29 protein-coding genes and 1 pseudogene are annotated in these 26,993 nt (G+C 66.9%); 17 read left to right on the top strand and 13 right to left on the bottom strand.

Annotated elements, in window-relative coordinates:
* Window positions 1-5 precede the first annotated feature (5 nt).
* Genes ACE37B_RS19810 through ACE37B_RS19800 form a run of 3 tightly spaced genes read left to right on the top strand, consistent with a single transcriptional unit; the run spans window position 6 to window position 3,306 of the window.
* Window positions 6-1,316, top strand: coding sequence for a TSUP family transporter (locus tag ACE37B_RS19810; protein ID WP_409925068.1), 1,311 nt, complete (start codon window positions 6-8; stop codon window positions 1,314-1,316).
* Window positions 1,313-2,140: a protein kinase domain-containing protein gene (locus tag ACE37B_RS19805; RefSeq protein WP_409925067.1), complete on the top strand. Its 828-nt coding sequence runs from the start codon at window positions 1,313-1,315 to the stop codon at window positions 2,138-2,140. The genes ACE37B_RS19810 and ACE37B_RS19805 overlap by 4 nt, the downstream gene beginning before the upstream one ends.
* A complete protein-coding gene (locus tag ACE37B_RS19800) occupies window positions 2,137-3,306 on the top strand; it encodes an FHA domain-containing protein (protein ID WP_409925066.1) in 1,170 nt (389 codons plus the stop codon). Before ACE37B_RS19805 ends, ACE37B_RS19800 begins: the two co-directional genes overlap by 4 nt.
* A 46-nt stretch (window positions 3,307-3,352) precedes the next feature.
* On the opposite strand, the gene ACE37B_RS19795 is transcribed toward ACE37B_RS19800, so the two are convergent.
* Window positions 3,353-3,808: a winged helix-turn-helix transcriptional regulator gene (locus ACE37B_RS19795; protein WP_409925065.1), complete on the bottom strand. Its 456-nt coding sequence runs from the start codon at window positions 3,806-3,808 to the stop codon at window positions 3,353-3,355.
* Between the two features lie 55 nt (window positions 3,809-3,863).
* Here ACE37B_RS19795 and ACE37B_RS19790 point away from each other — a divergent pair, with 55 nt between their 5' ends.
* On the top strand, window positions 3,864-4,673 hold the full coding sequence (locus tag ACE37B_RS19790) for an acyl-CoA thioesterase (protein ID WP_409925064.1): 810 nt from the start codon (window positions 3,864-3,866) through the stop codon (window positions 4,671-4,673).
* A gap of 4 nt (window positions 4,674-4,677) precedes the next feature.
* Window positions 4,678-6,132 (top strand): DHA2 family efflux MFS transporter permease subunit, encoded by a 1,455-nt coding sequence (locus ACE37B_RS19785; RefSeq protein WP_409925063.1) that lies wholly within the window; start codon window positions 4,678-4,680, stop codon window positions 6,130-6,132.
* Window positions 6,133-6,182: 50 nt separating this feature from the next.
* Here the strand turns inward: ACE37B_RS19785 and mnhG are convergent, their stop codons facing one another.
* The 8 genes from mnhG to ACE37B_RS19745 all read right to left on the bottom strand — a co-directional run bounded on the left by mnhG (window position 6,183) and on the right by ACE37B_RS19745 (window position 13,639).
* Window positions 6,183-6,632, bottom strand: coding sequence for a monovalent cation/H(+) antiporter subunit G (gene mnhG, locus ACE37B_RS19780; RefSeq protein WP_409925062.1), 450 nt, complete (start codon window positions 6,630-6,632; stop codon window positions 6,183-6,185).
* Window positions 6,629-6,889, bottom strand: a complete 261-nt coding sequence (locus ACE37B_RS19775; RefSeq protein WP_409925061.1) for a monovalent cation/H+ antiporter complex subunit F — start codon at window positions 6,887-6,889, stop codon at window positions 6,629-6,631. Before ACE37B_RS19775 ends, mnhG begins: the two co-directional genes overlap by 4 nt.
* The gene (locus ACE37B_RS19770; protein ID WP_409925060.1) at window positions 6,886-7,449 is read right to left on the bottom strand and encodes a Na+/H+ antiporter subunit E; all 564 of its coding nucleotides are present in this window, start codon (window positions 7,447-7,449) and stop codon (window positions 6,886-6,888) included. Before ACE37B_RS19770 ends, ACE37B_RS19775 begins: the two co-directional genes overlap by 4 nt.
* Window positions 7,446-8,927 carry a Na+/H+ antiporter subunit D gene (locus tag ACE37B_RS19765; RefSeq protein ID WP_409925059.1) on the bottom strand — a complete coding sequence of 494 codons (1,482 nt, stop codon included), beginning with the start codon at window positions 8,925-8,927 and terminating at the stop codon, window positions 7,446-7,448. The genes ACE37B_RS19770 and ACE37B_RS19765 overlap by 4 nt, the downstream gene beginning before the upstream one ends.
* Window positions 8,924-9,367 (bottom strand): NADH-quinone oxidoreductase subunit K, encoded by a 444-nt coding sequence (locus ACE37B_RS19760; protein WP_409925058.1) that lies wholly within the window; start codon window positions 9,365-9,367, stop codon window positions 8,924-8,926. Before ACE37B_RS19760 ends, ACE37B_RS19765 begins: the two co-directional genes overlap by 4 nt.
* Complete coding sequence (locus ACE37B_RS19755; protein WP_409925057.1) at window positions 9,364-9,867, bottom strand: MnhB domain-containing protein; 504 nt, start codon at window positions 9,865-9,867, stop codon at window positions 9,364-9,366. The genes ACE37B_RS19760 and ACE37B_RS19755 overlap by 4 nt, the downstream gene beginning before the upstream one ends.
* Entirely contained in the window at window positions 9,864-12,320 is a 2,457-nt protein-coding gene (mbhE, locus tag ACE37B_RS19750; protein ID WP_409925056.1) for a hydrogen gas-evolving membrane-bound hydrogenase subunit E, read from the bottom strand. Before mbhE ends, ACE37B_RS19755 begins: the two co-directional genes overlap by 4 nt.
* 143 nt (window positions 12,321-12,463) lie before the next feature.
* Complete coding sequence (locus ACE37B_RS19745; protein ID WP_409925055.1) at window positions 12,464-13,639, bottom strand: hypothetical protein; 1,176 nt, start codon at window positions 13,637-13,639, stop codon at window positions 12,464-12,466.
* Window positions 13,640-13,875: 236 nt separating this feature from the next.
* On the opposite strand from ACE37B_RS19745, the gene ACE37B_RS19740 reads away from it, so the two are divergent.
* The 3 genes from ACE37B_RS19740 (at window position 13,876) to ACE37B_RS19730 (ending at window position 15,585) form a co-directional block, all read left to right on the top strand.
* Window positions 13,876-14,397, top strand: coding sequence for a helix-turn-helix domain-containing protein (locus tag ACE37B_RS19740; protein WP_409925054.1), 522 nt, complete (start codon window positions 13,876-13,878; stop codon window positions 14,395-14,397).
* The gene (locus ACE37B_RS19735; protein ID WP_409925053.1) at window positions 14,394-14,723 is read left to right on the top strand and encodes a DUF86 domain-containing protein; all 330 of its coding nucleotides are present in this window, start codon (window positions 14,394-14,396) and stop codon (window positions 14,721-14,723) included. The genes ACE37B_RS19740 and ACE37B_RS19735 overlap by 4 nt, the downstream gene beginning before the upstream one ends.
* A 106-nt stretch (window positions 14,724-14,829) precedes the next feature.
* The gene (locus tag ACE37B_RS19730) at window positions 14,830-15,585 is read left to right on the top strand and encodes a class I SAM-dependent DNA methyltransferase (RefSeq protein WP_409925052.1); all 756 of its coding nucleotides are present in this window, start codon (window positions 14,830-14,832) and stop codon (window positions 15,583-15,585) included.
* 182 nt (window positions 15,586-15,767) lie between these two features.
* On the opposite strand, the gene ACE37B_RS19725 is transcribed toward ACE37B_RS19730, so the two are convergent.
* Complete coding sequence (locus tag ACE37B_RS19725; RefSeq protein WP_409925247.1) at window positions 15,768-15,983, bottom strand: cupin domain-containing protein; 216 nt, start codon at window positions 15,981-15,983, stop codon at window positions 15,768-15,770.
* 138 nt (window positions 15,984-16,121) lie between these two features.
* Window positions 16,122-16,370: pseudogene (locus ACE37B_RS19720) on the bottom strand (helix-turn-helix domain-containing protein); the annotation flags it as partial.
* A gap of 231 nt (window positions 16,371-16,601) precedes the next feature.
* Here ACE37B_RS19720 and ACE37B_RS19715 point away from each other — a divergent pair.
* From ACE37B_RS19715 to ACE37B_RS19675, 9 genes are all read left to right on the top strand, one after another.
* The gene (locus ACE37B_RS19715; RefSeq protein ID WP_409925051.1) at window positions 16,602-17,678 is read left to right on the top strand and encodes an LLM class flavin-dependent oxidoreductase; all 1,077 of its coding nucleotides are present in this window, start codon (window positions 16,602-16,604) and stop codon (window positions 17,676-17,678) included.
* Complete coding sequence (locus ACE37B_RS19710) at window positions 17,675-19,201, top strand: FAD-dependent oxidoreductase (protein ID WP_409925050.1); 1,527 nt, start codon at window positions 17,675-17,677, stop codon at window positions 19,199-19,201. The genes ACE37B_RS19715 and ACE37B_RS19710 overlap by 4 nt, the downstream gene beginning before the upstream one ends.
* Window positions 19,202-19,311: 110 nt before the next feature.
* Window positions 19,312-20,076, top strand: coding sequence for an ABC transporter permease (locus ACE37B_RS19705; protein WP_409925049.1), 765 nt, complete (start codon window positions 19,312-19,314; stop codon window positions 20,074-20,076).
* Window positions 20,073-20,888 carry an ABC transporter ATP-binding protein gene (locus ACE37B_RS19700; RefSeq protein ID WP_409925048.1) on the top strand — a complete coding sequence of 272 codons (816 nt, stop codon included), beginning with the start codon at window positions 20,073-20,075 and terminating at the stop codon, window positions 20,886-20,888. Before ACE37B_RS19705 ends, ACE37B_RS19700 begins: the two co-directional genes overlap by 4 nt.
* Window positions 20,889-20,943: 55 nt before the next feature.
* A complete protein-coding gene (locus ACE37B_RS19695; protein WP_409925047.1) occupies window positions 20,944-22,035 on the top strand; it encodes an ABC transporter substrate-binding protein in 1,092 nt (363 codons plus the stop codon).
* The gene (locus ACE37B_RS19690) at window positions 22,032-22,955 is read left to right on the top strand and encodes a dihydrodipicolinate synthase family protein (RefSeq protein WP_409925046.1); all 924 of its coding nucleotides are present in this window, start codon (window positions 22,032-22,034) and stop codon (window positions 22,953-22,955) included. The genes ACE37B_RS19695 and ACE37B_RS19690 overlap by 4 nt, the downstream gene beginning before the upstream one ends.
* Window positions 22,955-24,364 (top strand): FAD-binding oxidoreductase, encoded by a 1,410-nt coding sequence (locus tag ACE37B_RS19685; RefSeq protein ID WP_409925045.1) that lies wholly within the window; start codon window positions 22,955-22,957, stop codon window positions 24,362-24,364. The genes ACE37B_RS19690 and ACE37B_RS19685 overlap by 1 nt, the downstream gene beginning before the upstream one ends.
* Window positions 24,361-24,771 (top strand): VOC family protein, encoded by a 411-nt coding sequence (locus tag ACE37B_RS19680; protein WP_409925044.1) that lies wholly within the window; start codon window positions 24,361-24,363, stop codon window positions 24,769-24,771. Before ACE37B_RS19685 ends, ACE37B_RS19680 begins: the two co-directional genes overlap by 4 nt.
* A gap of 56 nt (window positions 24,772-24,827) precedes the next feature.
* On the top strand, window positions 24,828-25,844 hold the full coding sequence (locus ACE37B_RS19675; RefSeq protein ID WP_409925043.1) for a restriction endonuclease: 1,017 nt from the start codon (window positions 24,828-24,830) through the stop codon (window positions 25,842-25,844).
* A 121-nt stretch (window positions 25,845-25,965) separates the two neighbouring features.
* Here the strand turns inward: ACE37B_RS19675 and ACE37B_RS19670 are convergent, their stop codons facing one another.
* Window positions 25,966-26,373, bottom strand: a complete 408-nt coding sequence (locus ACE37B_RS19670; RefSeq protein ID WP_409925042.1) for a hypothetical protein — start codon at window positions 26,371-26,373, stop codon at window positions 25,966-25,968.
* A complete protein-coding gene (locus ACE37B_RS19665; protein ID WP_409925041.1) occupies window positions 26,366-26,989 on the bottom strand; it encodes a nucleotidyltransferase domain-containing protein in 624 nt (207 codons plus the stop codon). Before ACE37B_RS19665 ends, ACE37B_RS19670 begins: the two co-directional genes overlap by 8 nt.
* Window positions 26,990-26,993 lie beyond the last annotated feature (4 nt).

The following is a 26,993-nucleotide window of genomic DNA, read 5'->3' as shown; positions in this document are numbered from 1 at the left end:
CTGACGTGGACGAGACCGACAACGTGACGCCTGCGCCGGCCGATGACCGTCGTGCTGCGGCCGAGCGTGCGGGCGACGGGTTCGACGTCGACGCGATCGTGAGCGCTGCGTCGACGGCGCGTGGTCGCGACGAACGTCGCCGGGCGCGTGCCGCGCTCGGCGTGTCGGCGTCGGTGACGGTCGTGTGGTTGATCTACGTCACCGCCTGGTCGCAGTGGGATCGGGTGATCGACAACTGGGTCTCGTCGATCACGATGGTCGCGGGCAGCTTCGTCGCCGGGGCGACGCCGCAAGGTGGTGGGGCGGTCGCGTTCCCCGTCTTCACGAAGGGCCTCGAGATCCCGAGCGAGGTGGCGCGCACGTTCTCGCTGTGCATCCAGACGATCGGGATGGGCGCGGCGTCGTGCGCCATCTTGATCCGACGTCGGCGGGTCGAGGTCGGAGCGCTCGTCGCCGCATTGCCCGCCGCGCTCGGGGGCTTCCTCGTCGGCTACCTGTTGCTCTCCGATCGCGATCTGCTCTTCGCGCCGTCGGTGCTCCCCGGTGCGTACGTCAAGGTCGGCTTCACGTTGCTCACGGCTGGGATGGCGGCCGTCATCTACCTCGCCTACCGCGTGCACGTGTTGGAGGTGAGGAACCGTGTCGTCGCCACAGGACAGCGAGCCACGCTGATGTTGGTCGTGTGCGGTGCGATCGGTGGCCTCGTCTCGTCGCAGGTCGGTTCCGGTGCCGACGTCTTGCTGTACCTCGGTCTGGTGGTGCTCGCCGGTGTCAGCCCGCGTGTCGGGGTGCCGACGAGCGTGTTGCTGATGGCGTCGGTCTCGATCCTCGGATTCGTGTTGATCGGCATCGTCGACGGGCAACTCGACATCACACTCGTCGCAGACGGCGTGACGGCGGTGGGTGGCACGGCGATCGACGGTCCGCCGCTGGAGGCGTCTCGTTTCGACCTGTTCGGTTTGTGGATCGCTGCGGCTCCGATCGTCGCGTGGGGTGCGCCGCTCGGGTCGTGGGCCACATCGCGCCTCTCGGATCGTCGCCTCGTGGTGGCGGTCGTCGCGTTGGCGATGCTCGAGGTGGTGACCACGGTCATCTTCCTCGACGAACTCCGCAGCGAGGTCGGCCTGGTCGTGTTCGCCGTCGGTGGCGCGATCGCGATCGTCGGCGGACTCTTGTTGTTGCAACGCCACCGGGTTCGTCTCCTCGGTCTCGCACCGCTCGATCCGGAGGCGTCGTTACGACGCTCGATGGTCGATCTCGGCCCCGATCACGAGGCACAGGTCGGCGAGCGCTCTCAGAAGGAGGAGCCACGATGACGGGCACTGCGGGCCAGACGTTCGGCGACTACCAACTGCTCGCCACGCTGCGCGACGCCGACCACGCGTCGACCCATCTCGCGCGCCCGCCGCAGCGTCTCGGCGTCGTCGACGACCGGGTCGAGCTGAAGCTGCTCGGCAGTCGCGGGAGCGCCGAGGACTTCAAGCGGTTCTCCAACGAGATCCGTCTGCTCCACGCGCTGCGCTGCGACCATCTCGCGGAACTGCTCGACGCCGGCAGCGTCGGCGGCACGATGTTCCTCGTCACCCGGCACTACCCCGAGGGGACGCTCGACTCGCGTCGGGAGTCGCTCGACGTCACTTCGCGCCTCTCGCTCGTGGCCGACGCGGCGCGGGGCGCGCACGAACTGCACGAGGTCGGGGTGACCCACCGCGACTTGCGTCCGGACAACATCGCCGTCAGCAACGGTCGAGGTCGCATCGTCGACCTCGGGCTCGCTCAGATGGCGGCCGGGACCTCGGCGACCGTGGGGGCCGGGCCGATCGGATCGCTGGCGTTCGGTGACCCGGATCTGCTCGCATCTGGGCGCCCTGGTCGCTCGTCCGACATCTGGTCGCTCGGCCTCGTCCTCCACGACGTCGCCGGAGGTGCGCCTCCGTACGGGGAGATTCCGACGCGCAATCTGCTCGACGCGCTGCGTCATCTGGTGCGCACGACGCCCGTGGTCGATCCGACGCTCGACGACGACGTGCGCGCCGTCATCTCGCGCTGCCTGGCGCCGCTCGATGAGCGCTACGCCACCGCTGTCGAACTGGCCGATGCGCTCGACGCGCTCGTCCGATCCCGAGGAGGAACCTCATGAACCGGCTCAGCGAGCTCAGCACGATCAGCGGAAGCGGCGGACGGGTAGCGATCAGTCCCGGCGGACGGCTGGTCCTGGTCGCCGATGGGGTCACGAACGCGCCCGACGGGTCAGGCTCCGACGGTGCGTCGCTCGGTGGCGCGGTCCGTGGCGCGATCGGTGGCGCGATCGGTGGAGCGATCGACGACGCCGTCGGGTCGGGCAGCGGTGTTCGGGCGGCCGTCGAGCGACTCGCCGCACTCGGCCACCGCGATGTCGTGGTGATCGAACGAATCGACGACATGGCGGTCATCGGATTTCGCGGTGATGTGGTGGTCGGCTGGATCGTCGGTGAGGTCGAACGGTTCGCTCGCCCCGTCGGCGTCGACACGGTGTGCGACGTCCAGGTTCCGGCGGCCGCCGCCGAGATCGCCGTTGCGTTGGGCTCGACCGTTCCCGCACGCGGCGAGTCGCTCGAGATGTGCGCCGTCGCCGACACCGGCACGTCGCCGGCCGGCCGCGTCCACGTCGACCTCACGACGCGCCCGGCCGACGTCGCCCTCCCACCACCGCAGCTTCCGCCGCCGCCACCACCAACTCCGCCATCGCCATCGCCGGTGCCCGAGGGGATGGAACTGGTGAACTTCACGGTCGCGGTGCCCGCGGGCGTTCCGCTGCCCGTCGGCTCAGCCGGTCGGGCGCCGGAGGTCTCGGTGCTCGGGATTCGTTGCCCGCTCGATCATCACAACCATCCGGAGGCCGAGTACTGCTCGTCGTGCGGACGCAAGATGGGCGTCAACGCGACTGCCGTGTTCGTGCAGGGTCCGCGCCCGCCGGTCGGGTTGCTGTTGACGGCGTCGGGCGAGGCGATCCCGCTCGCCGGCGACCTCGTGATCGGGCGCGAGCCCACGAGTCACGCCGATGTCGTGGACCGCAGCGCGACTCCGGTCCACATCGACGATCAGACGCATGTCGTGTCGCGACATCACGTCGCGATCACGCTCGATGGCTGGGACGTGTTCGTGAGCGACCTCGGCAGCGCCAACGGGACGGTGCTCGCGTCGGGACGAACCGGACTCGAGCGTCGCTTGTCCGCCGGTGAACGCGTGCGGATGGACGCCGACGACGAGATCCGATTGGGCGAGCACGCGTTCCGCCTCGCCTTGCATCACATCGCCCGTCGCTGAGCCCGAAGCCGGGCAGCGTGATCGCGCCCGTCGGGCCGGCTGACGCTCAGTTCGTCGCGCCGGGGCCGGGGACGGCGCGGACCGTGCGGGCGTCGAGTGGTTCGCCGCAGACGTCGCAGGTCAGGCGGGCGGTCGTGAGGTGTTCGTGGTCTCGATGCTCCAAGAGGATCGGTTCGTTGCCGGCGCCCAGGATCCATTCGTCGCCCCACTGGCGAAGGGTGGTCATCACGGGCCAGAGCGCGCGTCCTTTGTCGGTGAGGACGTAGTCGTAGCGGCCGCGGGCGTCGTCGTAGGCACGTCGTTCGAGGATGCCGGTGTCGACGAGTTTGTCGAGGCGTGTGGTGAGGACGTTGCGGGAGATGCCGAGTCGTTCGACGAAGTCGTCGAAGCGACGGATGCCGAGGAAGCTGTCGCGCAAGATCAGCAGGGTCCACCACTCGCCGACGATCTCGAGTGCCTGCGCGACCGAGCAGTTCATGTCGGCGAACGATGCCTTGCGCATGGACGCAGCCTAGGTGAGTTGCGTCATCGAACTCAAGGGTGCCATGATGAGTTGCATGACAGAACTCAGGATGGATCGGTCGGACTTCGACCGGACCACGACGCTCACACCGAACGGCGCCGACTCCGGATCGTTCACGGTCGACCTCGACGCCGGATGGTCGTCGTTGGTCGGCGTGCACGGCGGGTACCTGTGCTCGCTCGCCGTTCGGGCCGCGGAGACCGTGGTGGAGCACCGGTCGGTGCGCACGCTCACGACGAGCTTTCTCCGAACCGCATCGGTGGGTGCTGCGGTCGTGTCGGTGCGCGAGATCCGCCGCGGGCGCACGATGTCGACGATCGCCGTCGACATCGACCAGGACGGGCGTCATCTGCTGTCGAGCCGCCTGACGGCGTTCGTCGAGCGCGCGGGCGTGGAGTGGTCGACGCCGGTCGACCTCGAGTTGCCGCCCGTGGAGCGATGCGTGCCGATGGAGCCGGGCAACGTCGCTCACTTCGGTCGCGTCGACGGACGTTTCGACCCGGCGAGCCTCCCGTTCTCCGGAGGCGAGCGGGCGATGGTGCAGGGGTTCCTCCGACCACTCGAGGGGCGACACGTCGACTCGGCGTGGCTGGCGATGGCCAGCGATTGGTTCCCGCCGCCCGCGTTCGTCCGGCTCGACCCGCCGACCGGCGGCGTCAGCATCGACCTGACGACCCACGTCCATCAGCCCGATGTGCGACTGGGCGACGACGACTGGTTGCGCGCCCGGTTCGAGATCCGAACGTCGACCAACGGTCTGGCGGTCGAGCACGGTCTGATCACCCTCGGCGACGGGACCCTGGTCGCCGAGTCGTTCCAGACCCGCCTCACCGCGCAGGACTGACGTCGTGTTCGCCGATTCCCAGCGCACGTTGCTCATCGCATCGTTGGCCACGTTGGCGACGTTCCTCGACACGACGATCCTCTACGTGGCGTTCCCCGACATCACCGCCACGTTCACCGAGACGAGCGCTGCCGAGTTGTCGTGGGTGCTCAACGCCTACACCATCGTCTTCGCCGCACTCCTGATTCCCGCCGGCAAGATCGCCGACCGCGTCGGTCACCGGCGAGTGTTCCTCACCGGGTCGGCGCTCTTCACGGCTGCGTCGATGGCCTGCGGGCTGGCGCCGACCGCTGAGCTGCTGATCGCGTTCCGCATCGTGCAGGCCGCAGGTGCCGCGTGTCTGATCCCTGCCTCGTTGGCGCTGGTGATGCACGCCTTCGCACACGACCAACTGCCGCGAGCGGTCGCGATCTGGGGTGCCGCGGGTGCGGTGGCCGGCGCGCTCGGGCCCACGCTCGGCGCTGCGATCGTCGAGTCCCTCGGTTGGCGTTGGGCGTTCTTCATCAACCTGCCCGTCGGCGTCTACACCCTGGTGGCCGGACGTTCCAGCTTGAACGAGTCGTCGGATCCCGACACGAAGGTGCCAGCGATGCTCGGCGTCGTGTTGGTCGCCGCGGCCGCCGGCCTGGTGTCGTATGCCGTGGCCGGTACCGAGGAGATCGGATGGCTCTCGGGACGCACCATCGCCATGTTCGTCGCCGGTGGTGTCGCCGTCGGGGTCTTCATCGTCCATCAGCGCCGTACGTCGGCCCCGGTGCTCGATCTCGAGCTGTTCGGTATCGGCAACTTCCGGTGGGCCAACCTCGCGATGCTCGTGTTCGGAACCGCTTTCTCGGCGCTGTTCCTCGGGTCGATCCTGTTCCTCACGCAGGTCTGGGGCTGGTCGATTCTGGAGGCGGGTTTCGGCGTGGCGCCGGGGCCGGTCGTCGTCGGCCTCGTCGCTGCGCGTATCGGATCGCTCGCCAGCCGGATCGGTCAGCGCCCGATCCTGCTGCTCGGCGGTGTGCTCTACGCGTGCAGCGGCGCGTATCGCCTGGTGATGCTCGGCCCTGATTCCGACTATCTGCGCGACTACTTCCCGTCGATGGTCATCAGCGGGATCGGCGTCGGCTTCGTGTTTCCGCAACTCTCCAGCGTCGTCGCCCAGGCCCTGCCACCCAACCGGCGCGGCGTCGGTGGTGCCGCATTGCAAGCGGGTCGCCAGCTCGGTGGGACGTTCGGTGTCGCGCTCACCATCGCGTTGCTCGGTGCCGCGACCAGCGCGTCGTCGGCGCTGTCGGCCTTCGACGGCATCTGGTGGTTGATCGTCATCGGCGGCCTCGCCACGTCGGCGTTCGCCCTCCCGCTGCTCGCGTCGACGCCCGTCGTCGGCGCCGACACGGTGAACGCTGCTTCCCCGCCGCCGGCGCGGGTCCGGCCAGCGACCGCGCCGGAGCAATTCGGCGCGCCCTCCGACTGAGTCGAGCGCACCGAGGCCGCCTCTGGACGCGAGCCAGCTGACACCTGGTGTCAGCTGGGTGAGCCCTCCGCAGCGTCGGGCCCGGTGTCGGTCGCGGTGCCGTCCCCGGTGTCGGTAGCGGTGTCGGTAGCGGTGTCGGTCGCGGTGTCGGTCGCGGTGTCGGTCGCGGTGTCGGCAGCGTCGAGGTCGTCGACGACCCAGGGGGTCGAGGGGCGCAGACCGGTGGCGTGGGCGGCGCGGCCGAGCATGTGGCTCGCGACGGGGGCGGTCCAGAACTGCAACAGCACGGCGAGCAACAGCTTCGTGGTCGGGGCGGGTCCGGGGATTCGCAGCACCGCGGCACCGACGGTCAACACGACGGCGAGCGTGGCCGGCTTGGTGGCCACGTGGATGCGTGAGTAGGCGTCAGGCATGCGGAACAGCCCGATCGCGGCGATCAAGGCGAGGGCCGCGCCGGAGATCATGAGCACGGCGGCGAGGACGTCGACGACGGTGTTCATGATCCTCGCTGTTCGATGTAGCGGGCGATCGTGACGCTGCCGAGGAACGCGAGCAGGCCGATGATCAACAGCAGCGCGGCGACGAGATCGTCGAGGGTGATCGCGATGGCGACGGCGAGCGCGTTGAGGATGACGGCCACGAGCATGTCGATGCCGATCGCTCGGTCGACGAGATTGCGTGAACGTACGACGTGCACCGCGGTGAGCACCCCGGCCATCGCCAGCATCACGCCGCTCACCCAGCCGACGACGTTCACGACGCGTCCTCCTCTGCCGTCTCCTGTGCCGTCGCTTGTTCGGTCGCGTGTGGGGTCGCGTGTGGGGTCACGGCCGACACGACGAGGCGTTCGAGGCGCTGCACGTCGGTGCGGATCGCGTCGGGATCGTCGAGTCCGAGCACGTGAATGTAGAGCACGGGCGGCACCGACGGTGACTCGCGGTCGTCGCCCTCGTCGTAGCGGGTTTCGAGGGTGACGGTGCCCGGGGTGAGGCTGATCGCGTCGGCGACGATGGTCGCGACGAGCGGCGACGGCTGCGACAGACGCACGCCGACCACGCCCGACCGCAACCGGGCAGGGGTCGGGGAGAGCACGGCGGCCACGACCGTCACCGACGACGACACCAGCCGCCACACGAACACGGCGAGCAGCTTCACGAGCGCGATGGGGTTCAGCGTGTGACCGCGCGGGCCGGGCCCGAACAGCATGGCCAGGATCGCGACGACGAGCACACCACTGGCCACGTTGATCACCGAGATCTCGCCCCACAGCGCCAGCCACACGACGAGGGCGAACAGGGTGGGCACCAATCGGCTCATGGCAGTACCGCCGTTCGGTACACGGCCGGGTCGGTGACGTCGTTCGCCGCGCGCTCACTGAATCGGTACAGCGGCCCGGCGAACACGGCGATCAGCAACGTCAGGGCGACGACGCCTGCGGTCACCGCCGACATCAACGGTTGCTTGCGCAAGATGCCCTCGTGGTGGGCGTCGACCGACATCGGCTCGGGGTCGCCCCAGAACGCGCCGCTCCAGATCTTGAGCATCGACACCAACGTCATCAACGACACCGCGATGGCAGCGGCCACGATCCACCACGATCGCTGGTCGAGTCCTTCGGTGACGATGGCGGTCTTGCCGAGGAACCCGGAGAACGGTGGGAGCCCGGCGAGACTGAACGCGGGGATCAAGAACAGCAGCGCCAATGGCCCCGATCGTCGGGCGAGCCCGGACACACGCCCGAGCGTGGACGAACCGGTCTCTCGTTCGATGATGCCTTCGACGAGGAACAGCGACGTCTTCACGGGAATGTGGTGGAGCATGTAGAAGATCGTCGCGGAGATCGCGGCGACGCCACCGAGTGCGACGCCCATGATCATGTAGCCGATCTGGCTGATGATGTGGAAGCTCAGGATCCGTTTCATGTCGGACTGTGCGATCGCGCCGAGCACTCCGATCACCATGGTGAGCCCGGCGATGACGAGCAGCAGTTCGCGGTTGGTGTCGGGGAACAGCAGCGTCTGGGTGCGGATGATGGCGTACACGCCGACCTTGGTGAGCAGCCCGGCGAACACCGCGCTGACGGGGCTCGGAGCAGCCGGGTAGCTGTCGGGCAGCCACGAGAACAGGGGGAACACGGCGGCTTTGAGACCGAACGCGATGAGCAGCAGCAGGTTGAGGCCGAGGCGGACGCCGTCGGGCAGTTCCGCGAGTCGTTCGGGGAGCTGCGCCATGTTGAGCGTGCCGGTCGCGGCGAAGATCAGGGCCACACCGGTGACGAGGACGAACGACTCGATCACGTTGAGCACGACGTAGGTGGTGCCGGAGCGGATCTGGCCGTCGTTGCCCTCGAGGGTGAGCAGCACGTAGCTGGCGATCAGCAGCACCTCGAACCAGACGAACAGGTTGAACAGGTCACCGGCGAGGAACGCACCGCACACACCGGCGATCAGGACCTGGTAGGCGGGGTGATACCAGCGGGAGCGTTCGTCGTCGGTCTGCTGGCCCATCGCGTAGAGCAGCACGGCGAGCAGCATCGTGGAGCTGATCGTCAGCATCAGTGCGGCGAAACGGTCGGCGACGAGGTTGATCGCGATGTCGGCGGGCCAGTCGCCCATGGCGGCCACCTCGGTGCCGTCGCGGTCGACGCCGATCAGGATGGTGACCGAGATCGCGGCGGTCGCGGCGGCCGCGGCGACGCTGATCACCCGCTGCATCGTGCGTGAGCCGATGGCGAGCAACGACAGCGCGGCACCGATGAGCGGCACCGCGATCGCGAGGGGCAGCAGCACGCTCATGCTGGCCCTCCCGGATGATGGTTCGGGGTCGCCTCGGAGGCTGCCCCTGCTTCGGTGTGTGCGGTGCCGTTGTCGTCTGCGGCTGCTGCCGCTGCCGAGTCGGACTCGGCGAGGAGTCGGTCGCTGATGTCGTCTTCGACTTCGTCACTGCCGTCGATGGTCCACATGCGGTAGGCCATCGCGAGCAGGAACGAGGTGACGCCGAAACCGATCACGATCGCGGTGAGGACGAGCGCCTGGGGGACCGGGTCGGTGAAGTCGCCGACCTGGCCGATGATCGGGGTCACGCCCGGCCCGTCGCCCGAGCTGAGGATGAGCAGGTTGATCGCGTTGCCGAGCAGCCCGAGGCCGAGGATGATCCGGGTGAGCGTGCGATGCATCACCAGGTACGTGCCGACCCCGGCGAGCACGCCGATCAGGATCGCCTGTTCCCAACTCATCGCCGGCCCCGCATCTCGCCGTCGCCACGGCTCTGCAGCTCGCCGTCTTGGCGGCCTCGCATCTCGTCGTCGGCTTCGGCGAGCGCGACCAGCACGGCCATCGTCGCGCCGACGACGAGGATGTGGACGCCGATGTCGAACAGCGACGACGACACGATCTTCAGTTCACCGAGCACCGGGACGTCGAACTTCCAGATCGCCGATTCGAGGAACGAGCCGTCGGCGATGAGCGACGTCAACCCGACGGAGACAGCGATCAACAGGCCGGTGCCGATCAGGACGATCGGGTCGACCCGCAGGTTTCGCACGCCGCGCGGCCCGGCGGCGAGGTAGCGCAGTACGACGGCCAAGCCCATCACCAGGCCGCCGGCGAAGCCGCCGCCGGGCGCGTTGTGGCCGCGCAGCGTGAGGAAGATCGAGAAGATCATCAGCACCGGCGTGAGACCGTCGACGGTTTCGGTGAGCACGACGGAGCGCCGGGTGCGGTTGGGTTCGCTCATCGCCACACTCCCACCCGTCGGCCGCGATCGATCGGCAGGCCGCCGTCGGTGTTCGCGTCGCCCTCGACGTTCTCGATGTCGACACCGTCGTCGAGGTGTTTGCGGCGCTGCTCGCGGCGGGCGGCGCGCACGAGGTTGATGACACCCGCGCCGGCGACGGCGAGCACGACGATCTCACCGAGTGTGTCGAAGCCACGGAAGTCGACGAGGATGACGTTGACCACGTTGCGGCCACCGGCTTCGGGCTCGGACAGCGCGACGTACTCTTCGCCGACCGAGGGAGCGGTTCGCGAGCTCGACGCGCTGAGCGCGAACACCGCGACGGTGACGCCGACGGCGGTGGCGATGCCGATTCGAACGAGCTTGGGAGCCCACGCGGGTGCGGGTGAGAAGTCCGACGGGAGGCGGGCGAGCACGAGGAGGAACACGACGATCGTGAGCGTCTCGACGAGGAACTGGGTGATCGCGAGGTCGGGCGCGCCCTGGATCAGGTAGACGATGGCGAGGCCGTAGCCGCTGCCACCGAGGAGGACAGCGGCACCGAATCGGTTGCGGGCGAACACGATGGCGACCGCGAGCATGCCGGTGACCACGACCGCGACGAACTCGATCGGCGAGTTGCTGAAGCGCGGGCTCGAGATCGAGTCGGTGGCGCCGGCGACGATCGCGGCGAGCAGCGCGGCGGCGACGGTCGACAGCACGACGGCGAGGTAGAGCGGGAGTGATCCGCTCTGGGTGGTCGCTGTGATCCGGCGGGCGCCGTCGAGCAGTCCGTCGTAGGTGCGGTCGTAGATGGCGGTCGCGGCGCTGCGCGATGCGTCGATGTGGCGGGTGGCGGCACGGGTGAACCACCACAGCGCGATGCCGGCGGCGATGATTCCGGTCGAGGTGAGGAGCGCTTCGTTGACGCCGGGCCACAGCACGAGGTGTTTGCTGGCAGTGGCCGGATCGAGGGACGCGGCGGCCGATGCCAACCAGTCGCCGACCGGCCCGGCGCCGAACCCGAACGCGAGTGACGCCAATGCGAGCAGCACCGGGGAGGCGAGCAACCCGACCGGTGGGCGGTGCACCGACGCCGGGTCGATCGGGCCGAGCGTCGGTTCGGGATCGGACCCGCTCTCGACACCCGGTGCGTCGACGCCGGGTGCGTCGTTGCCGAGCAGGCCGACGGTGATGCGGATGGTGTAGGCGACGGTGAGCACGGACCCGAGGACGATGCCGATGAGGGCGATGGTGCCGATGGTGCCGATCTCGTTGTCGCGGGCGAGTTCGATGAGCCCGTCGAGCGCCTTTTCCTTGGTGACGAACCCGAACGTGGGCGGGATCGCCGCCATCGACGCGGCGGCGACGATGATCGCCGCGGCCGCCACCGGCAGGGCGCGGGCGAGGCCGCGCAGGCGGCGCATGTCACGGGTGCCGGCCTCGTGGTCGACGACTCCGACCGACAAGAACAGTGACGCTTTGAACAACGCGTGGGCGAGGAGCATCGCGATGCCGGCGTAGGTGGTGGCGGGCGTGCCGAGGCCGAGCAGCACCATCAGGAACCCGAGTTGGCTGACGGTGCCGTAGGCGAGCGCGAGCTTCGCGTCTTGTTGGCGCATCGCGCCGATGCCGCCGAGGAACAGCGTGGCCAGGCCGGCGACGACGACGAGTTCCCGCCATGGGCCTTCGGAGGCGAAGGTGGGCGCGAACCGGGCGACCACGACGAGGCCGGCCTTCACCATCGTCGCCGAGTGCAGGTACGCGCTGACCGGGGTGGGGGCGGCCATCGCGCCGGGCAGCCAGAAGTGGAACGGGAACTGCGCCGACTTCGTGAACGCACCGACCAGTACGAGTACGAGCGCGACGCTGGTGAGCGTGCCGGTCGGTGGGTCGGCGGCGAGGCCGGAGATGGTGGTGGTGTCGCCGACGATCGTGAGGATGATGAGCCCGGCGAGCAGGGCGAGGCCTCCGACGCCGGTGACGAGGAACGCTCGCGTCGCCGCGAAGCGCGACGCGGGGTTGGACTGGTCGAAGCCGATCAGGAGGAACGACGTGATCGTGGTGAGTTCCCAGAACACGAACAGCGTGAGGAGCCCGTCGGCCCACACGATGCCGAGCATCGCGCCGGCGAACGCGACGAGGAGGCCGGCGAGGCGCCCGAGGTCGGCGCGGCGCCCGAAGTACGCCATCGAGTATCCCAGGACGAGGACGCCGATGCCCGACACGATCAGCCCCATCAGGAGCCCGAAGCCGTCGAGGCGCAGGGTGATCGACAGCGCGATCTGCGGGACCCACTCGATGTCGACCGTCGGGGTGTCGCCGTCGAGCACGGCGCCGCTCTTCGACACCAGCCAGCCGAACGTGATCGCCGGGGCGATCGCCGCGACCGGTAGCGCCCAGCGCGCGCTGCGTCGACCGGGCGCGAGGCAGACGACCGCCGCAAAGAGGTGAGCGAGGAGCAGAGCAATCACGCGGGTGGCGAGGCTAACCCTCTCTCGCCGTCGGCGTCACACTCGCTGTCGGCGCACGCCACGCCCACGCCGGCTGGGGTGATTCGGGTGCCGGTTCAGGTGGCGGTTCAGGTACCGGGTCAGGTGCCGGTTCAGGTGCCGGCTCAGGTGGCGGGATCGCAACGACCGCCGGGCACCGGTTCGAATGACACCGAGCTGGCATCGGGGGTCGGTGTCTCGGGCGTCGTCGCGTCGGGGGCGGTGGTGAGCATCCAGTGGTCGGTGCCGTCGCGGAGGAACTCGGCATCGACCAACTCGTCGATGGAGACCGGGTCTCGCTGGAAGGTGGCGAAGAATGCTTCGGCCGCAGTCTCGAGCGTGCGCTGTTCGACGTCACACGCGTGTGAGTTCTCGTCGGCCGTCTCGTCTGATTCGTCTGTTTCGTTCGTCGTGACCGAAGGGCAGTCCGAGCCGGCGATGTCTGCGAGCGTGCCGTCGGCGACCGCGTACCGATAGTCGCGAGGCAGGACGAGTCCGTCGCTGACGAGTCGATCGAGTCCGAACCCGGCGACGTCTTGGCCGCCGCTCAGGTGGAGGGCCCAGCCGAGGGTCCACGCGTCGACGCCGCACTCCGGGGCCGCACCGATCCACTCCGGGCCGAACACTCCGGTCGCGTCGCCGACGGTGCATCCGCCTGGCACGAGATCGATGACCTCCCCGTCGGGGCTCAGCGCGACGTGGGACCACTGCGTTGGTACGTCGTCGTAGACGGTGGCGAGGTCATCGAGCGATGTCGGTGGTGCGCCGACGGCGGCGGTGTACCCGCGCACGGCGGTCTCGAGGGCGATCAGGTCCAGCCAACATTCGCTCAACCTGGCGGCCTCGGCTTCGGCTTCTCGTTGGGCCTCGAAGTCGAAGTCGCAGGGCCCTCCGATGACGGCGACCGATCGGGGCACGTCACCGCTGACGTCGATGTCGAACTCGTCGAAGAGTTCGAGGAGGTAGCCGGCCGTGACCAGGTCGTCGGCCGAGGTGATGTCGCGTTGGTGCTCGGCGTAGTAGGCCTCGATCGCAGTGTCGAGCGTTCGCAACGCGATCGTGCACGCCTCGGCGGAGTGCCGTGTGGCGTCGCCGGAAGTCTCGGACTCAGCGGCGAGCGATGGTGTCGGTGCCAGGTCAGCGGCCTGCGCGCCGTCGATGTCAGTGCCGCCGTCGATGGCGGTGTCGGGTCGGGCGTTCGCCGCCGAGATGGCATCGACCGAGCGGACGGTTGCACCGTCGCCGGATGGTGCGCACGCCGAGAGGGCGAGCGCGGCGACGACGAGGGCGCTTCGGAACATGGAGTGAGATCGGCGCCGCAGCAATCGACCTTGAGGGCGCGCTCATCTCCGAGGCGGGCGATCACCTCGAGGCCGAGCGGGACGGCCACCCCATCGCTCGGCAGTCCAGTTGCTGTGGCGGGGAGCGACACATTGCCGGCGATGCCTGCTCGGCAGTCATTCGAGGTGATCGGAACGACCGGGGATCCGCACCAACAGAGATCGTGATATCGACAATCCGTGATAGTGTTGGGAGCGTGAACGTGGTCAGCGCTGGTGCACTCCTTCGTGATGCTCGTCGTCGATCGGGACTGTCACAGACCGAACTCGCCGAGCGAGCAGGCGTTGCCCAGTCGGTGATCAGTACCTACGAATCGGACCGGCGCGAACCGGGGTTGCACACGTTGCGCAAGCTCATTCACGCAACGGGTCACGCGCTGCGGATCGACCTCGATCCACTCTGCGGCCAACCGCTCGGGCTACCCGACTCCCCACTTGGTCGTCGGTTGCGACGTCATCGTCGTGCTGTCGTGCGCATCTGCGACCGCCGAGGTGCGCGCAACGTGCGCGTCTTCGGCAGCGTCGCGCGCGGTGAGGACACGGCCACCAGTGACATCGATCTGCTGGTCGATCTCGACCACACCGTCGGGCTCGTCTCGCTTGCCGGCCTCACCCGAGAACTCCGCGATGTACTCGGGGTCGACGTCGACGTCGTGCCGGCCAGTTCGTTGAAGCCCGTCGTCCGGCGCGCCGCCCTGGCCGAGGCCATAGCGCTGTGAGCCGTCACGACCGAGCGCGACTCGGCGACATCGTCCTCGCCATCGAAGCGATTCGCAGTCATCTCGAGCGCGGTGACCTCGCCGACGGCCTGGTCTTCGACGCAGTTCGCCTGCGACTCATCGAAATCGGTGAGGCGGTCAAGTCGATCAGCGGCGAGCAGCTCGACCGCGAGGCGAGCATCCCGTGGGCGGACATCGCAGCCATGCGAAATCACCTGGCACATCGCTACTTCGACACCGACCATGCCATCGTGCAGGCAACCCTCGATCACGACCTTCCGCCGTTGGCGGAGGCGGTCGCTCGATTGCTCGCCTCCGAGGTCTGAGACGTGGATCGCGTACGAGTCGGCTGGTCGGCGAACTCACGGCGCTCCTCGATGACGACGGGAAACCTCGGTCGGATGGCGCGGGGATTCGTGCGAGGGTGTTGGTGTGGATGCGCGCGGACACCTGGACGAGCCGGATGAGCATCTGGATCCGCGGATCGCTGCCGAGTACGACGCGGCGGTTGCTGATCGTTGCGGCCCCGACGCGGTGGACCCGGTGGTCGCGGTTCTCGCAGAGCTCGCCGGCGAGGGGGTGGCGGTCGAGTTCGCCATCGGTACGGGGCGGATCGCGTTGCCGCTCGCAGCGTCGGGTGTCGAGGTGATCGGGCTCGACGTGTCGGGGCCGATGCTCGCCGAGCTGCGTCGAAAGGACGGCGCGGAGCGCATCGAGGTGACGGTCGGCGACATGACCGCGACGCGGCTGTGCTCGGATGCGTCGCTGGTGTATCTCGTGTTCAACACGATCACCAATCTGCGTTCGCAACGCCAGCAGGTGGCGTGTTTCCAGAACGCGGCGGGGCATCTTCGCTCGGGCGGCCGTTTCGTGATCGAGACCGGGGTGCCGAAGCTTCGTCGTCTGCCGCCTGGTGAGACGATCGTTCCGTTCGACGTGTCCGCGCAGCATCTCGGCTTCGACGAGTACGTGGATCTCGTCGAGCAGATCTCGATCTCGCATCACTACTTCGTCGACGGTGATCGCGTGCGGGTCGTGGCGGGTGCGTTCCGGTACGTGTGGCCGTCGGAGCTGGACCTGATGGCGCAGCTGGCGGGGATGACGCTCGAGTCGCGCTGGAGCGACTGGCACCGCTCCCCGTTCACCGGCGACTCGGAGTCACACGTCTCGGTCTGGCGAAAGCCCTGACGCTCGCGGAGGCCGGTTCGCCGGTCGCGCCACGACCTGGGTCATCAGGTGGACCCACCCGTGGTGGATGTCGGGAGGCGACCGGAGCGTTGGACGTTTGTGCCTCAGGGCCGCCGCTCCGTCGAACACGTTCGGGCCTGGTCTCGCCGTCCGGCAGTGATTCGAACGAGAGGCCGGCCGTCTCAGAGCCGCTGGGTGACGATCAGGATTCGGGTCGGGCCCTGACCCCGTCGGCGTGTGCGATGGGGCAACAGGCCGTCATATGTGACGGCGTCGCCAGGTGACAGTTCGATGATGTCGCCATCAAGATCAAGGTCGATTTGGCCTTCGACGATGTAAAGCAACTCGTCGCCCGGATGCTGAAAGTAGTCAGCGAACTCGTCCGGCGAACCGTTCACCTCGAGTGCGCTGAGGGCGCGCTCTCCGCGAACGAGCGAGCGAACGCGTCCTGCAGATGCAACGCCGGTATGCGTCGGGTGAACCGGGTTTCCGCGCCTGACGATCGAGCTCGGCGACGGGTCGCCGAGCGCTATCAGGGCCTGAGCCGTTGTGCCGAGCTCTCGTCCGATTCGATCGAGGGTCGGTATCGATGGATGGACCAAGTCGTTTTCGAGCTGACTGATGAACGATGGCGAGAGGCCCGATCGGCTCGCGAGGTCGCGGAGCGAGAGGCCGAGACGGCGGCGTTCTGCACGAACTGCTCCGCCAAGGGACGCAGTGCCGGTTGTCTCTGTGGAGTCGGCATCATCGTCTGCGTCTCTTTGGTCACTCGATGCGACTCTCATCAGGGTCGACCCTAGTCACGTCACCGCGCTGGGGCTTGCGGAACGCGGGTTCTGTGCGGCTCGTGGCCCTCGATACCGGCGCTTCACGGCAGAGAAACACAGACGAAACCATTCACGCTTAGCTTTCGGGTGTTCATAAATACTGAACGCTTGGCGGACCGAACGAACGGCTCGACCTCGCCCACCAGCTGCCGGATCGCTCTGTTCCGCCAACCAATCACGAGAAACCCTATGACGATCGAACCGCACGAAAAGAAGGGCACAGCTCCAAAGCTCGGCGTGTACGTCAACAACCGAGCCGCAGTGTTCCTCGGCGAAGGGTTCACGCTCTCCGATCTCATCGATCTCGCCGTTTCGGCAGAAGATGCTGGGCTCGACTTTGTGTCGGTCGGCGACAGTTTACTCGCCAAGCCGCGGTACTCGCCGATCGTCGTGCTGGCTGGGATCGCGGCCGTGACCAAGCAGATCGAGCTCACGACAGGGATCCTGCAGCCGCACATGCGCAACCCCGTGATGCTCGCGCAAGAGTGGGCGACGCTTGACGTGCTGTGCGGGGGACGCACGAGCCTGGGGGTTGGTCTCGGCACCGGCCCACTCGAACTCGTCGAGGCCGAGTACCGACTCATTGGCATCCCAAAGCGAAAGCGGGGAGTCGCGTTCGATGAAGCCATCACCCTGCTCCGTCAGCTGTGGACGGAGCCGGAGGTGACCTTCTCGGGCGAAGTGTTCCAGATCGACTCGGCCACCGTGGGCTTCAGCTCAGCTCGCAGGCCACATCCGCCGATCCTCGTTGCCTGCGGTGGGTACGTTCCCGAGCAGGCTGGAACGGGCCCGAACGACTTCTACTCGCCCGAGACTGCCGGAACGTTCACGGGGCCGTTCGAGCGCGTCGTTCGGCTCGGTGACGGTTGGATCACCGGGATCGTGACGCCGGACGAGTACCGGCGAGCGCTTGGCGTGGTTGACGCACTCGCGCAGCAACGTGGCCGCAAACTCGACGATGGGTTCGAACGGCGACTCAATTGCTTCCTCCACATCGGGCCCGACGCCGCTCAGGCACGCCAGGTTGGCCAGGAGTTCTTGGAGTCGTACCACCGCCTCCCCTTCGACAGCGAAACCCTCGATCGTTGGCTCATTGCCGGCACCGCCGAGGCGTGCGCAGAACAGATCAGCGCGTACGTGGATGCGGGGGTGACGTCGTTCCAGTTCGTCCTCGCTGACCATCAGCAGCAGCGGCAACTGGAGCGGCTCGCCAACGACCTGGCGCCACGTGTCCGCGACAACGTCACCGTGGCGGCAATGGCATGAGCGAACGAACCGTCGACGTGCTGGTCGCTGGTAGCGGTGCGGCAGGTTGTGCCGCCGCCATCGGAGCTCACGATGCCGGTGCGGAGGTCTTGGTCGTCGAGAAGGCCCCACGGCCTGGCGGTCTGTCGGCCATGTGCAGCGGATTCTTGCGCGTCACCCGTGATCGCACGGCCGCCGCGCAGTACCTGGAAGCGACATCAGGCGGACGAATCGACGGATTGCTCATCGACACGATGGCCGAGTGGATGGCAGAGCTTCCCGATGTTCTCCGCACCTTTGCCGCCGGCGTGGACGCCGAGGTCTCCGTTCGCTTCGATCACGACCAAGGCCAGCACGAGACCGCTGACCTCTACGACTGGGAGGGCCGAGACGCGCTCGGGTGGGCCGGTATCGAATCGATCCCGGGATTCGACGGGTACGACTGGATCTCGCCGTCGAAGGGTCACAACTTGATGCGCGTCCTCCATCATCAAGTGGAGGCTCGCGGTGTGCAGATGCTCATGTCGACGCCGCTCGTCGAGTTGATCGTCGAGGGCAAGCGGATCACCGGTGCGGTGATCGACAACGACGGGCACCGTGAAACGGTCCGTGTGCGCGGTGGGGTCGTGCTGGCGACGGGAGGCTTCGAGTGGTCGACCCGTCTGTTGCAGGATCATCTCGAGATTCCCGACATCACCCCGATCGGGCACCGTTGGAATACCGGTGACGGCGTGGACCTCGCACAACAGGTCGGCGCAGCGACGTGGCACATGTGGCACCTCCATGGGTCGTACGGTTTCCGACCCCCTGACCGGATCGCCATGCGCAACCACCTGGGCGGGACCCGACGTTCCGAGCGTTCAGTCGCATGGATCGTCGTCGACCAGTACGGCCGCCGCTTCATGAACGAGGCGCCGCCCGCACCCCAAGACACGCCGTATCGCGACCTGGGCTGGCTGGATCCCGAAACGGGCAGGTTTCCACGGATTCCCTGTTGGACGATCTTCGACGAGTCAGGCCGTCAGCTCGGCCCGATCGGCAGAGCCGCATGGTCGGATCCTGCAGATGAGTACCACTGGTCGGCGGACAACCTGACCGAAATCGATGCCGGTTGGATCAAGCAAGCCGGTTGTCTGTCGGAACTCGCCGAGATGATCGATGTGCCAGGCGACGCGCTCGCGGCAACCGTCGAGCAGTGGAACCGAGTCGTCGAAGATGGCGACGATACCTTCGGCCGGCCGAGCGGCACGATGGAACCGATCCGGACCGCCCCGTACTACGCGATCGAAACGTGGCCGATCGTCACGAACACGCAAGGGGGGCCGCGCCATGACCACCTCCAGCGGGTGTTGACCCCCGGCGGTGAGCCGATCGCCGGACTGTGGTGCGCAGGCGAGCTCGGCTCGATCTTCGGACACATCTACTTGCTCGGCGGCAATCTCACCGAAGCCGTCATGGGCGGAGGCTGTGCTGGCCGCAATGCGGCCGCCAACGTGTCGACCCTTCCAACGATCATCGATGAAGCACCTCGGGGGATTGCATGACAAGCAGCGACACCATTACCGCGCCGACATCGGCTGACGCTCCCTCGTCGCCCGGGTCTTCCCCGACCGGCCCGGCCGCGGCGAGCGAGTCCGAAGTACCGAAACGCACGATGCGCGAACGAGCGGCATCGGTGGGCTGGGCGATGTTGTCCGCAGCGCTGTTCGTCGGCCTGTGGCAGCTGTTGTCCATGCGGGTCGGAAGTGCTGTATTGCCCCGACCGGTCCAGTCGGTTCTGGCAATCGGCGATTCCCTGGAAGCGGGTCATCTCTGGTCCGACATGCGAGTGACCGCCGTGAGGATCGCCGGAGCGTTTGCTCTGGCGCTCACGCTCGCGGTCATCTTCGGCGTGACGCTTGGAATGTCCAAGACCGCGACGAAGTTGTTCGGCAGTTGGGTCACGATCGCTGCGTCGATCCCCTCGCTTCTCTACATCGTGATCGCGTACTTGTGGATCGGTCTGAACGATCGAGCCGCCATCATCGGCGGTGCCCTGGTGGTGCTACCGACCATCACCTTCAACATGTGGCAGGGGCTGAAGTCGCTCGACCCCGATCTTTCGGAGATGGCACGAGCGTTTGGCGTCAGCCGTCGCACCACGATCACGTCGGTTCTGTTGCCGCAGACGCTGCCCTTCATCTTCGCGGCCAGCCGACTCGGTCTTGCGCTGACCTGGAAGATCATGATCTTCGTCGAGCTGCTGGGTCGCTCATCTGGCGTCGGCTACCGAATCCAGTTTTGGTACAACCTCTTCAACATGGAGCGGGTTCTCGCCGCAGCCATTCCCTTCATCTTCGTGATGCTCACCTTGGAGTTCGCTGTGCTCCGTCCCCTTGAGCGGCACCTCTTCCGTTGGAAGCGGGAGGAGTCACGATGAGCGCGACACTCAGCTTTGATCGGGTCTCGCGTCGCTTCCAGACCCGAACCCGTGTCGTTCACGCACTGGAGAACGTGTCGATCGAGGTGAGGCAACGGGAGTTCACCGCGCTGGTCGGGCCGTCGGGATGCGGCAAGTCAACACTGCTGAACATCGCTGCCGGGCTCGACACCGGCTTTGACGGGAGTTTCAGTCTGGACCCACCCAAGGCTGACCGTGCCTACCTCTTCCAGTCACCGCGGCTGCTCCCGTGGAAGACGGCGCAGGCGAACGTTGCGTTCGTGCTCGAAGCGCGAGGGGCGTCTCGCTCGAAGGCACGGACCGCTGCCCGCCACTACCTCGAACTCGTCGGATTGGCCGGATGCGAGCACCAGTTCCCCGCGCACCTCTCGGGAGGCATGCGACAGCGGGTGGCCCTCGCCCGGGCGCTCGCCGTCGACCCCGCTCTCATGTTGATGGACGAACCGTTCTCGGCGCTTGACGAAATCACGGCGCATCGCATGCGCAAGGAGCTGCTCGAGATCCACCAGATCGAGCCGCGAACCGTCCTGTTCGTCACCCACAATCTCGCCGAGGCGTGCTTCTTGGCAGACCGCGTGGTCGTCATGGCATCCGACCCGGGCCGAATCGTCGCTGACGTCACGATCGATGTTCCTCGACCGCGTGAGCACGACGATCTGAGGCTCTCCGCCTACCAGCGTGAGCTCTCGCGTGCCTTGTTCGACCACAGCAGCACGCCCGTCTCAACAGATTCACCAAACCAACAAGCCCCAGCTACCACCAAGGGAGATCCCCGCCATGCGACCCTCTAGTTCCACAAATAGGTCACGCCTTCGATCAGTAGCTGTACTCACTGCAGCGTTCGCGATGGTCGCTGCTTCGTGCGGCAGCGACGACGACGGCGACTCAGCGCCGGCGACAGAAGCACCAGCGGCCGAACCAGAGGCCGAACCGGAGGAGGCAGCGCCGGAGCCAGAGCCTGAACCCGCGGAGGAACCTGCGGAGTCCGAGGCTGAGGCACCCACAACGGAGGCTCCGCCTGCCGAGCTCGAGATCATTCCGCTGCGTTGGTCAACGATCAGCACGGCGAGTCAGGGGTACCTGCCGTCGGTCATCATCGAGCAGGGCATCGACGAGGAGTTCGGGTTCGATCTCGAGATCCTCGAGCTGTCGGGCACCGGCCAGCAGTGGACGGCGTTGCGCGGCGACGAGACCGATATCTCGTCGGGCAGCGTGCTCGACCTCGCCAGGCAGCGCGCGACAGGGCTCGAGGCGAAGGGACTCACCTCGTTCCTCGCGTACAACAGCCCGATCGTCGTGCTCGACGAGTCCGAGATCGCCACCTTCGGCGACCTGGCCGGGAGCACGGTCGGTACACCGAACGCTGGTTTGTTGGACTATCTGATCATCAGAGCAGCTGGCACCGAGGCGTACGGCGTGGACGTCGGCGAGGATGCCGAGCTTGCCGAGGCGGCACCAGGGCTCCTCAACGAGTTCATTCGCAACGGTGAGATCGATGCGACGCTTCAATTCTCGAGCCTCGCGTTCGCTCCGTTGGCGACCGGTGAGATGCGTGCGCTCACCGACGTTCGAACGCTGATGGGCGAGGGCGGATTCAATCCGGATGCGCTCTACTTGCTGTACGTCGCGAGCGAGGATTGGCTCGAGGAGAACCCGGACCGCGTCGATGAGCTGTACGGCATGATCAACGCGGGCATCGAGGTGCTCCAGACCGACGACTCCGTCTGGCCCGCTCTCGCCGAGGTGTCAGGTGTCGAAGACCCTGCGCTGCTCGACGCGTTCGTCGCCGAACAGCGAGCGGTGCTCTTCCCGCCGTACTCGGCTGATCTCATCGCCCCAACCGACGAGTTGATCCAGGCGCTCATCGGGCTGATCGGTGAAGCCGAGGTCGGCACGACCGGTATCGACCCCGACGCCTTCGTGTTCCCGGCATCGTGACCGACACCGCGACCGGCTTCCGGGGGATCGTCCCCTACCTGGTCTCTCCCATCGACCCAGACACCGGCGAGGTGGACGAGGCAGCGCTTCGAGCGCTGGTTGCCCACCTCGTCGAGGTGGGAGTGCACGGGATCAGTCCGCTCGGCAGCACCGGAGAGGTCATGCTGCTGGACGGTGACCAGCGACGCCGGGTCGTGGAAATCTGCGTTGACGAGGCGGCCGGTCGGATTCCCGTGATCCCCGGCGTCTCGTCGGCCAGCACTCGGGCAGCGTGCATCGAAGCCGAACGGTTCGCGGACCTCGGCGCGAATGGTTTGATCGCCATTCGGGAGAACGCCTACCCGGTGAACGACGCTGGCATCGGCGACTTCTTTGCGGCGGTCGCCACCTCGGTCGAACTCCCCATCGTGCTGTACACCAACCCCGGTTTGCTCGGTGCCGACATTTCGGCGGCGGTGCTCGATCGGCTGTTGGAGATCGACAATGTCCGCTACCTGAAAGACGCCTCCGGTGTCACCGGGCGGATTCTCTCGGTCATCAACCGACACGGCGATCGCCTCGGGGTGTTCAGCGCTTCTGCTCATATCCCCGTGTTGGTGTTCCAGCTCGGAGGTATCGGCTGGATGGCTGGGCCGGCGTGCGTGATTCCCGAAGCCAGTTTGCTGCTCTATGAACTCTCTCAGGCTGGCCGATGGGACGACGCGATGGCGCTCCAGCGGCGGGCGTGGCCGCTCAATGAGCTGTTCACCAAGTACGGGCTCGGGCCGTGCGTGAAGGCTGCGCTCGAGGTCAGCGGCTTCGCCGTCGGCCCGCCGATCGCACCGACCCAGGCGCTTGGTGAAGCGCCCCGAGCGCAGCTCCGCGCTGTGCTCGGCGACATCGCCGAAGCCGTCGACCAACTGAAGGAGATCAGTAGCTGATGACAAGCGCTGCGACGAAGCAATCCGCCCTCGACGCGTTCGCCGACGCGGCGGGTACCGACAACGTTCGGACTGACCCCGCGGACATCGCTCGAACCCTCAGAGACAACTCCTGGCTCTCGCCGATTCTCAAGGAGTACGTCGAGACTCGCCGTGGAAGCGACGACGGCGAATCGATGGGTGTTCTCGCGGTCGTCACTCCCTGCGATGAGGACGCGGTTCTTGGGGTGATCGCTGCTGCGGTGAAGCACCGTATTCCGATCGTCCCGCGGGGCGGCGGTACTTCCAACTTCGGCCAAACGGTGCCGGTCGAAGGTGGCATCATCCTCGACCTCCGTGGCCTCACCGGGGTGACGGATGTGGCCGACGGGCGGATCACCGCCCGTGCCGGCACGCTGCAGGGCGGCGTTGACGACGCGGCCCGAGAAAGCGGACAGGAACTGACCATCTTGACCACCACGTATGCGACCGCGACCATCGCCGGGTGGATCGCAGGGGGCCACGTTGGCCTGGGCGCGAGCCAATACGGGACGATCTGGGACGGGAACGTGCTCGGCGCACGCGTGGCCACCGCTGAGCCGACACCTCGGATCATCGACCTCGATGAGTCGAACGTGCTTCCCGTGCTGCACACGTACGGCACGACGGGCGTGATTCTCGATGTGACGATGCCTCTCGTGCCGGCCGAAGAGTGGGACGAGGTCGTCATCGACGCCCCCGACCTCGCGACGGCTGGCGCACTCGTTCGAGCGATCGCTACGGAGAACCTGCCGCATCGCGTTGCCACGGCGCAGGAGCCGGTCTTGATGGACTGCTTTCGGCCGCTCCGCTCGCTCGAGCTCAAGGGAGCAGGGATCATGGTGATGATTGCTCGCCGTGCGGCAGCTCGGCTCGGCGAACTCTGTCAATTGCACCAGTGCACGCTGCACCCATGGAAGCAGTGGGGCGAGACGGATCGACCGTCGATTGGTGTGATGGTGTACGGGCACCGGATGCTCTGGCTGAAGAAGGGCTACCCGAATGCAGGCTTCCTCCACGTGTACTTCTCCCCAGGCGAGGAGGATGATCAAGTCATTGCGCTGAAGGAGAGATTCGGCGACGCGGTGCTCGTCGAAATCAAATACATCAACTCGGCCTGGCTTCGGGGCCTGTGTGATCTCGATGGCCCAGGTCTGCTGCCGGCGTCTGTGCTCGCTGTTGATCCCGGAACCCCCGAACTCATCAATGAGGTGATGAGCTTCTGTCAGGAGCTCAACGTGAACGTTCAGAATCCGCACACCCTCAAGCTCGAGGAGAGCGGCCTGTTCCCTGACTTCGAGCAGATCCTCGAGTTCAAGCGCGAAGTCGATCCGTACCATCTCCTCAACCCAGGAAAGATCGGCAACGCCACACTGGAGCGGCAGAGATGACACGTATCGACCACGTCGCATTGGAAATCCACCGCTTCGACGAGCAGATCGATCTCCTGGTCGACACGCTCGGCCTGCGTCTGGTTCGGATCGGGGCTCGGTACTCGACCGGCCAACGCATTGCGATGCTGGTGGATGATCACGGCTTCAAGCTGGAGTTGATCGAAGCATCTCCGGCAGAAGATGACGCATCGCCCGTCAAGGGCACGGACGAGGTGTTCCAGCATCTGGCGGTGCGCGCTGACGACGTGGCGCTACTGCACGACAATCTGCTGGCAGCCGGGGCGAGCGAACGGCGACCTCCTCATCGCCTCGATGCAGCCAAGGCCGACACCTCACTGGTGGAACTCGGCACCCTCGCGGTCCAGGTGGTCCGGTACGACGAGGACAGCTCCGACCTCACCTGAGATTGGTCGCAACCAGCGGGCGGCGGCTGGCACGGAGGTAGCACTAGGTTGGCGGGGTGGCGGTGCTCTGGGGGATTCACAACAACGAGAAGTCGCTCGATCTCATCGGCGGCGGGTTCATCAGCGTCGGTTGGGAGGAACTCGGCGACCTCAGCCAGATTCCGATTGATCGCGACGACCTCAAACTGCGTCTGGCGGCAGCCTTTCCGTCGGCGAAGCCGGGGGCCATTCCGGTGTGGGCCGGATTGCTGTGGCGCTTCATCAAGGAGGTGCAGGTCGGCGATTACGTGCTCAGCCCTCGCAAGGCCGATCGCACCATCAGCTTCGGCGTCATCGACAGCGACTTCTACGTCGAGGCTGGCGAGCAACTGCATCCCAATCGGCGCCGTGTGAAGTGGATCCAGACTGGCGTGTCTCGCGACGAGTTCTCGAAGAGCGCGCTCAACGAGATCGGATCCGCGCTGACGCTGTTCCAGGTGAAGCGTCACGACAGCGAGTTCCTGCAGTACTTCCAGGTTGCCGGGCCCGGGCCGATCCAGGCGGGTGAGCCGGACGCCGAGGTCGAGCTCGCCGAAGATGAGCCCAACGCGGATCGGGTCGACACCTACAGCCGTGACTTCGCCGTCGACATTCTGCGGCACATGGATCCGTACCGGTTCGAGCATTTCGTCGCTGGACTGTTGGAGGCGATGGGGTATCGGGCGACGGCGACCGTGGCCAGTGGTGACGGTGGTGTCGACGTGATCGCCAGCCGCGATGCGTTGGCGATCGAGCCGCCGATCATCAAGGTGCAGTGCAAGCGGACGACGTCGACGATCGGTGGACCCGACGTGCAGCGCTTGGCTGGCGCCCTCGCGCACGGCGGATCGGAGCTCGGACTGTTCGTCACGCTGGGCAACTACTCCGCCGACGCGCTCCATCTCGAACGCACTCGGCAGGATCTGCGGTTGGTGAACGGCAAGCAGTTGATCGACTTGGTGTTCGAGCACTACGAGTCGCTCGATGCGGAGTGGAAGCGGTTACTTCCCCTTCGCCGCGTCTACGCCGTCGACCGCGACATCGTCGACGGCTGACGGGCGCTGGAGAGCTTGTCCACTCCGACTCAAGTGGCTGAGATCGCCCGGCGTGATCGCGACGCATCCGAGTAGCTACGTGCGGTTGGTCGCTGAGGCCCTGAGCGTTCTGACGCCTGCGTCAGCGGACGGTTGCAGCGACGGTCTGGGCGATCGACGCGCACTTCTGAGCGCGCTCGACGGCCTTCGTCGCAACGCCGACCGCGACGTCGTCGGGTTCGTATTCGGCCTTCGTCTTCAGGGGGAGGAGGCGACGCAGTTCCTTCTCGATCGCGAGGCCGTCCTTGCCGGCTGACTTCAGGAGCACGAGCACCTGGTCGTGTGAGTCGCCGGCGGCCCGCTCCCCGAGTCGAGCTCCGCACACCGCGTCGGACGCGTTGATGCCTGCGTGGACCGAGAGACTGGTTGCGGCGATGAAGCGTTTGGCTTCGAGTTCGCTCGCAGCCGCGTCTGCGTATTCCTGTGCCTTGCCGGCGTAGGCGCGGACTTGAACGGCCGAGACCTTCCTCGTTCTCGTCGGTCTAGGCACGAACCGCTTCAGCGATCTGGTCGAGGCTGAGTCCGTAGACGTGGATGCCGTCTCGCCGAACGTTCCTCCAGAACTCGGTGCGCCCCCGAAGCTTCGAGCTGGCCTCGCTGAGGCTCAACTCGATGATCTCGATGGAGTTGCCCGTGATGGAGCGCGCCTGGTCTCGCCAAGCCTCGAGGTCGTTGACCCACTCGTCGTCGTCCTCGTCGATCGAGTCGGGTCTGACGACGATGATGTCGATGTCGCTGTCGACATCAGCCTCGCCGCGAGCGAATGATCCGAAGACGATCACGCTCTCGGGTGGGTGCGCCATCGATGCAGCAGCCAGACCGATTCGATCGGCTGCGGTCTCGCGAGCGCGGGCGAGTTCGATCACGGCCTGCGCAGCCACGTTGGTTCGAGCGAGAAGGAACTGCGAAGAAGGTGGAACCTCGTACCGCTCGACGAGCCCCAGGTGCACGAGGCCCGGCATGACGCGGGATGCCTGTGCCGGGCTCACGCCAGCCAGTCGCGCGAGCGTTCGGAGGTTGAGCGGCGCGGTGGTCTCGACGAGGACCGCAAGGATTCGACCCTGGGCACCGGGGATGACCGCCTCGACCGGTCGGACGAAGTCCATGGAC

The organism is Ilumatobacter sp., assembly GCF_046290335.1.
Classification (GTDB): domain Bacteria; phylum Actinomycetota; class Acidimicrobiia; order Acidimicrobiales; family Ilumatobacteraceae; genus Ilumatobacter_A.
This window is presented reverse-complemented; position numbering and strand designations above follow the sequence as displayed.

What these genes read in the sequence shown, in the direction of transcription:
- ACE37B_RS19805 (WP_409925067.1), top strand. Translation starts at nt 1,313, where the DNA reads ATGACGGGCACTGCGGGCCAGACGTTCGGCGACTACCAACTGCTCGCC.
- ACE37B_RS19800 (WP_409925066.1), top strand. Translation starts at nt 2,137, where the DNA reads ATGAACCGGCTCAGCGAGCTCAGCACGATCAGCGGAAGCGGCGGACGG.
- ACE37B_RS19795 (WP_409925065.1), bottom strand. Translation starts at nt 3,808, where the DNA reads ATGCGCAAGGCATCGTTCGCCGACATGAACTGCTCGGTCGCGCAGGCA.
- ACE37B_RS19790 (WP_409925064.1), top strand. Translation starts at nt 3,864, where the DNA reads ATGACAGAACTCAGGATGGATCGGTCGGACTTCGACCGGACCACGACG.
- mnhG (WP_409925062.1), bottom strand. Translation starts at nt 6,632, where the DNA reads ATGAACACCGTCGTCGACGTCCTCGCCGCCGTGCTCATGATCTCCGGC.
- ACE37B_RS19770 (WP_409925060.1), bottom strand. Translation starts at nt 7,449, where the DNA reads ATGAGCCGATTGGTGCCCACCCTGTTCGCCCTCGTCGTGTGGCTGGCG.
- ACE37B_RS19765 (WP_409925059.1), bottom strand. Translation starts at nt 8,927, where the DNA reads ATGAGCGTGCTGCTGCCCCTCGCGATCGCGGTGCCGCTCATCGGTGCC.
- ACE37B_RS19760 (WP_409925058.1), bottom strand. Translation starts at nt 9,367, where the DNA reads ATGAGTTGGGAACAGGCGATCCTGATCGGCGTGCTCGCCGGGGTCGGC.
- ACE37B_RS19755 (WP_409925057.1), bottom strand. Translation starts at nt 9,867, where the DNA reads ATGAGCGAACCCAACCGCACCCGGCGCTCCGTCGTGCTCACCGAAACC.
- ACE37B_RS19745 (WP_409925055.1), bottom strand. Translation starts at nt 13,639, where the DNA reads ATGTTCCGAAGCGCCCTCGTCGTCGCCGCGCTCGCCCTCTCGGCGTGC.
- ACE37B_RS19715 (WP_409925051.1), top strand. Translation starts at nt 16,602, where the DNA reads ATGACGATCGAACCGCACGAAAAGAAGGGCACAGCTCCAAAGCTCGGC.
- ACE37B_RS19710 (WP_409925050.1), top strand. Translation starts at nt 17,675, where the DNA reads ATGAGCGAACGAACCGTCGACGTGCTGGTCGCTGGTAGCGGTGCGGCA.
- ACE37B_RS19705 (WP_409925049.1), top strand. Translation starts at nt 19,312, where the DNA reads ATGCGCGAACGAGCGGCATCGGTGGGCTGGGCGATGTTGTCCGCAGCG.
- ACE37B_RS19700 (WP_409925048.1), top strand. Translation starts at nt 20,073, where the DNA reads ATGAGCGCGACACTCAGCTTTGATCGGGTCTCGCGTCGCTTCCAGACC.
- ACE37B_RS19695 (WP_409925047.1), top strand. Translation starts at nt 20,944, where the DNA reads ATGGTCGCTGCTTCGTGCGGCAGCGACGACGACGGCGACTCAGCGCCG.
- ACE37B_RS19685 (WP_409925045.1), top strand. Translation starts at nt 22,955, where the DNA reads ATGACAAGCGCTGCGACGAAGCAATCCGCCCTCGACGCGTTCGCCGAC.
- ACE37B_RS19680 (WP_409925044.1), top strand. Translation starts at nt 24,361, where the DNA reads ATGACACGTATCGACCACGTCGCATTGGAAATCCACCGCTTCGACGAG.
- ACE37B_RS19665 (WP_409925041.1), bottom strand. Translation starts at nt 26,989, where the DNA reads ATGGACTTCGTCCGACCGGTCGAGGCGGTCATCCCCGGTGCCCAGGGT.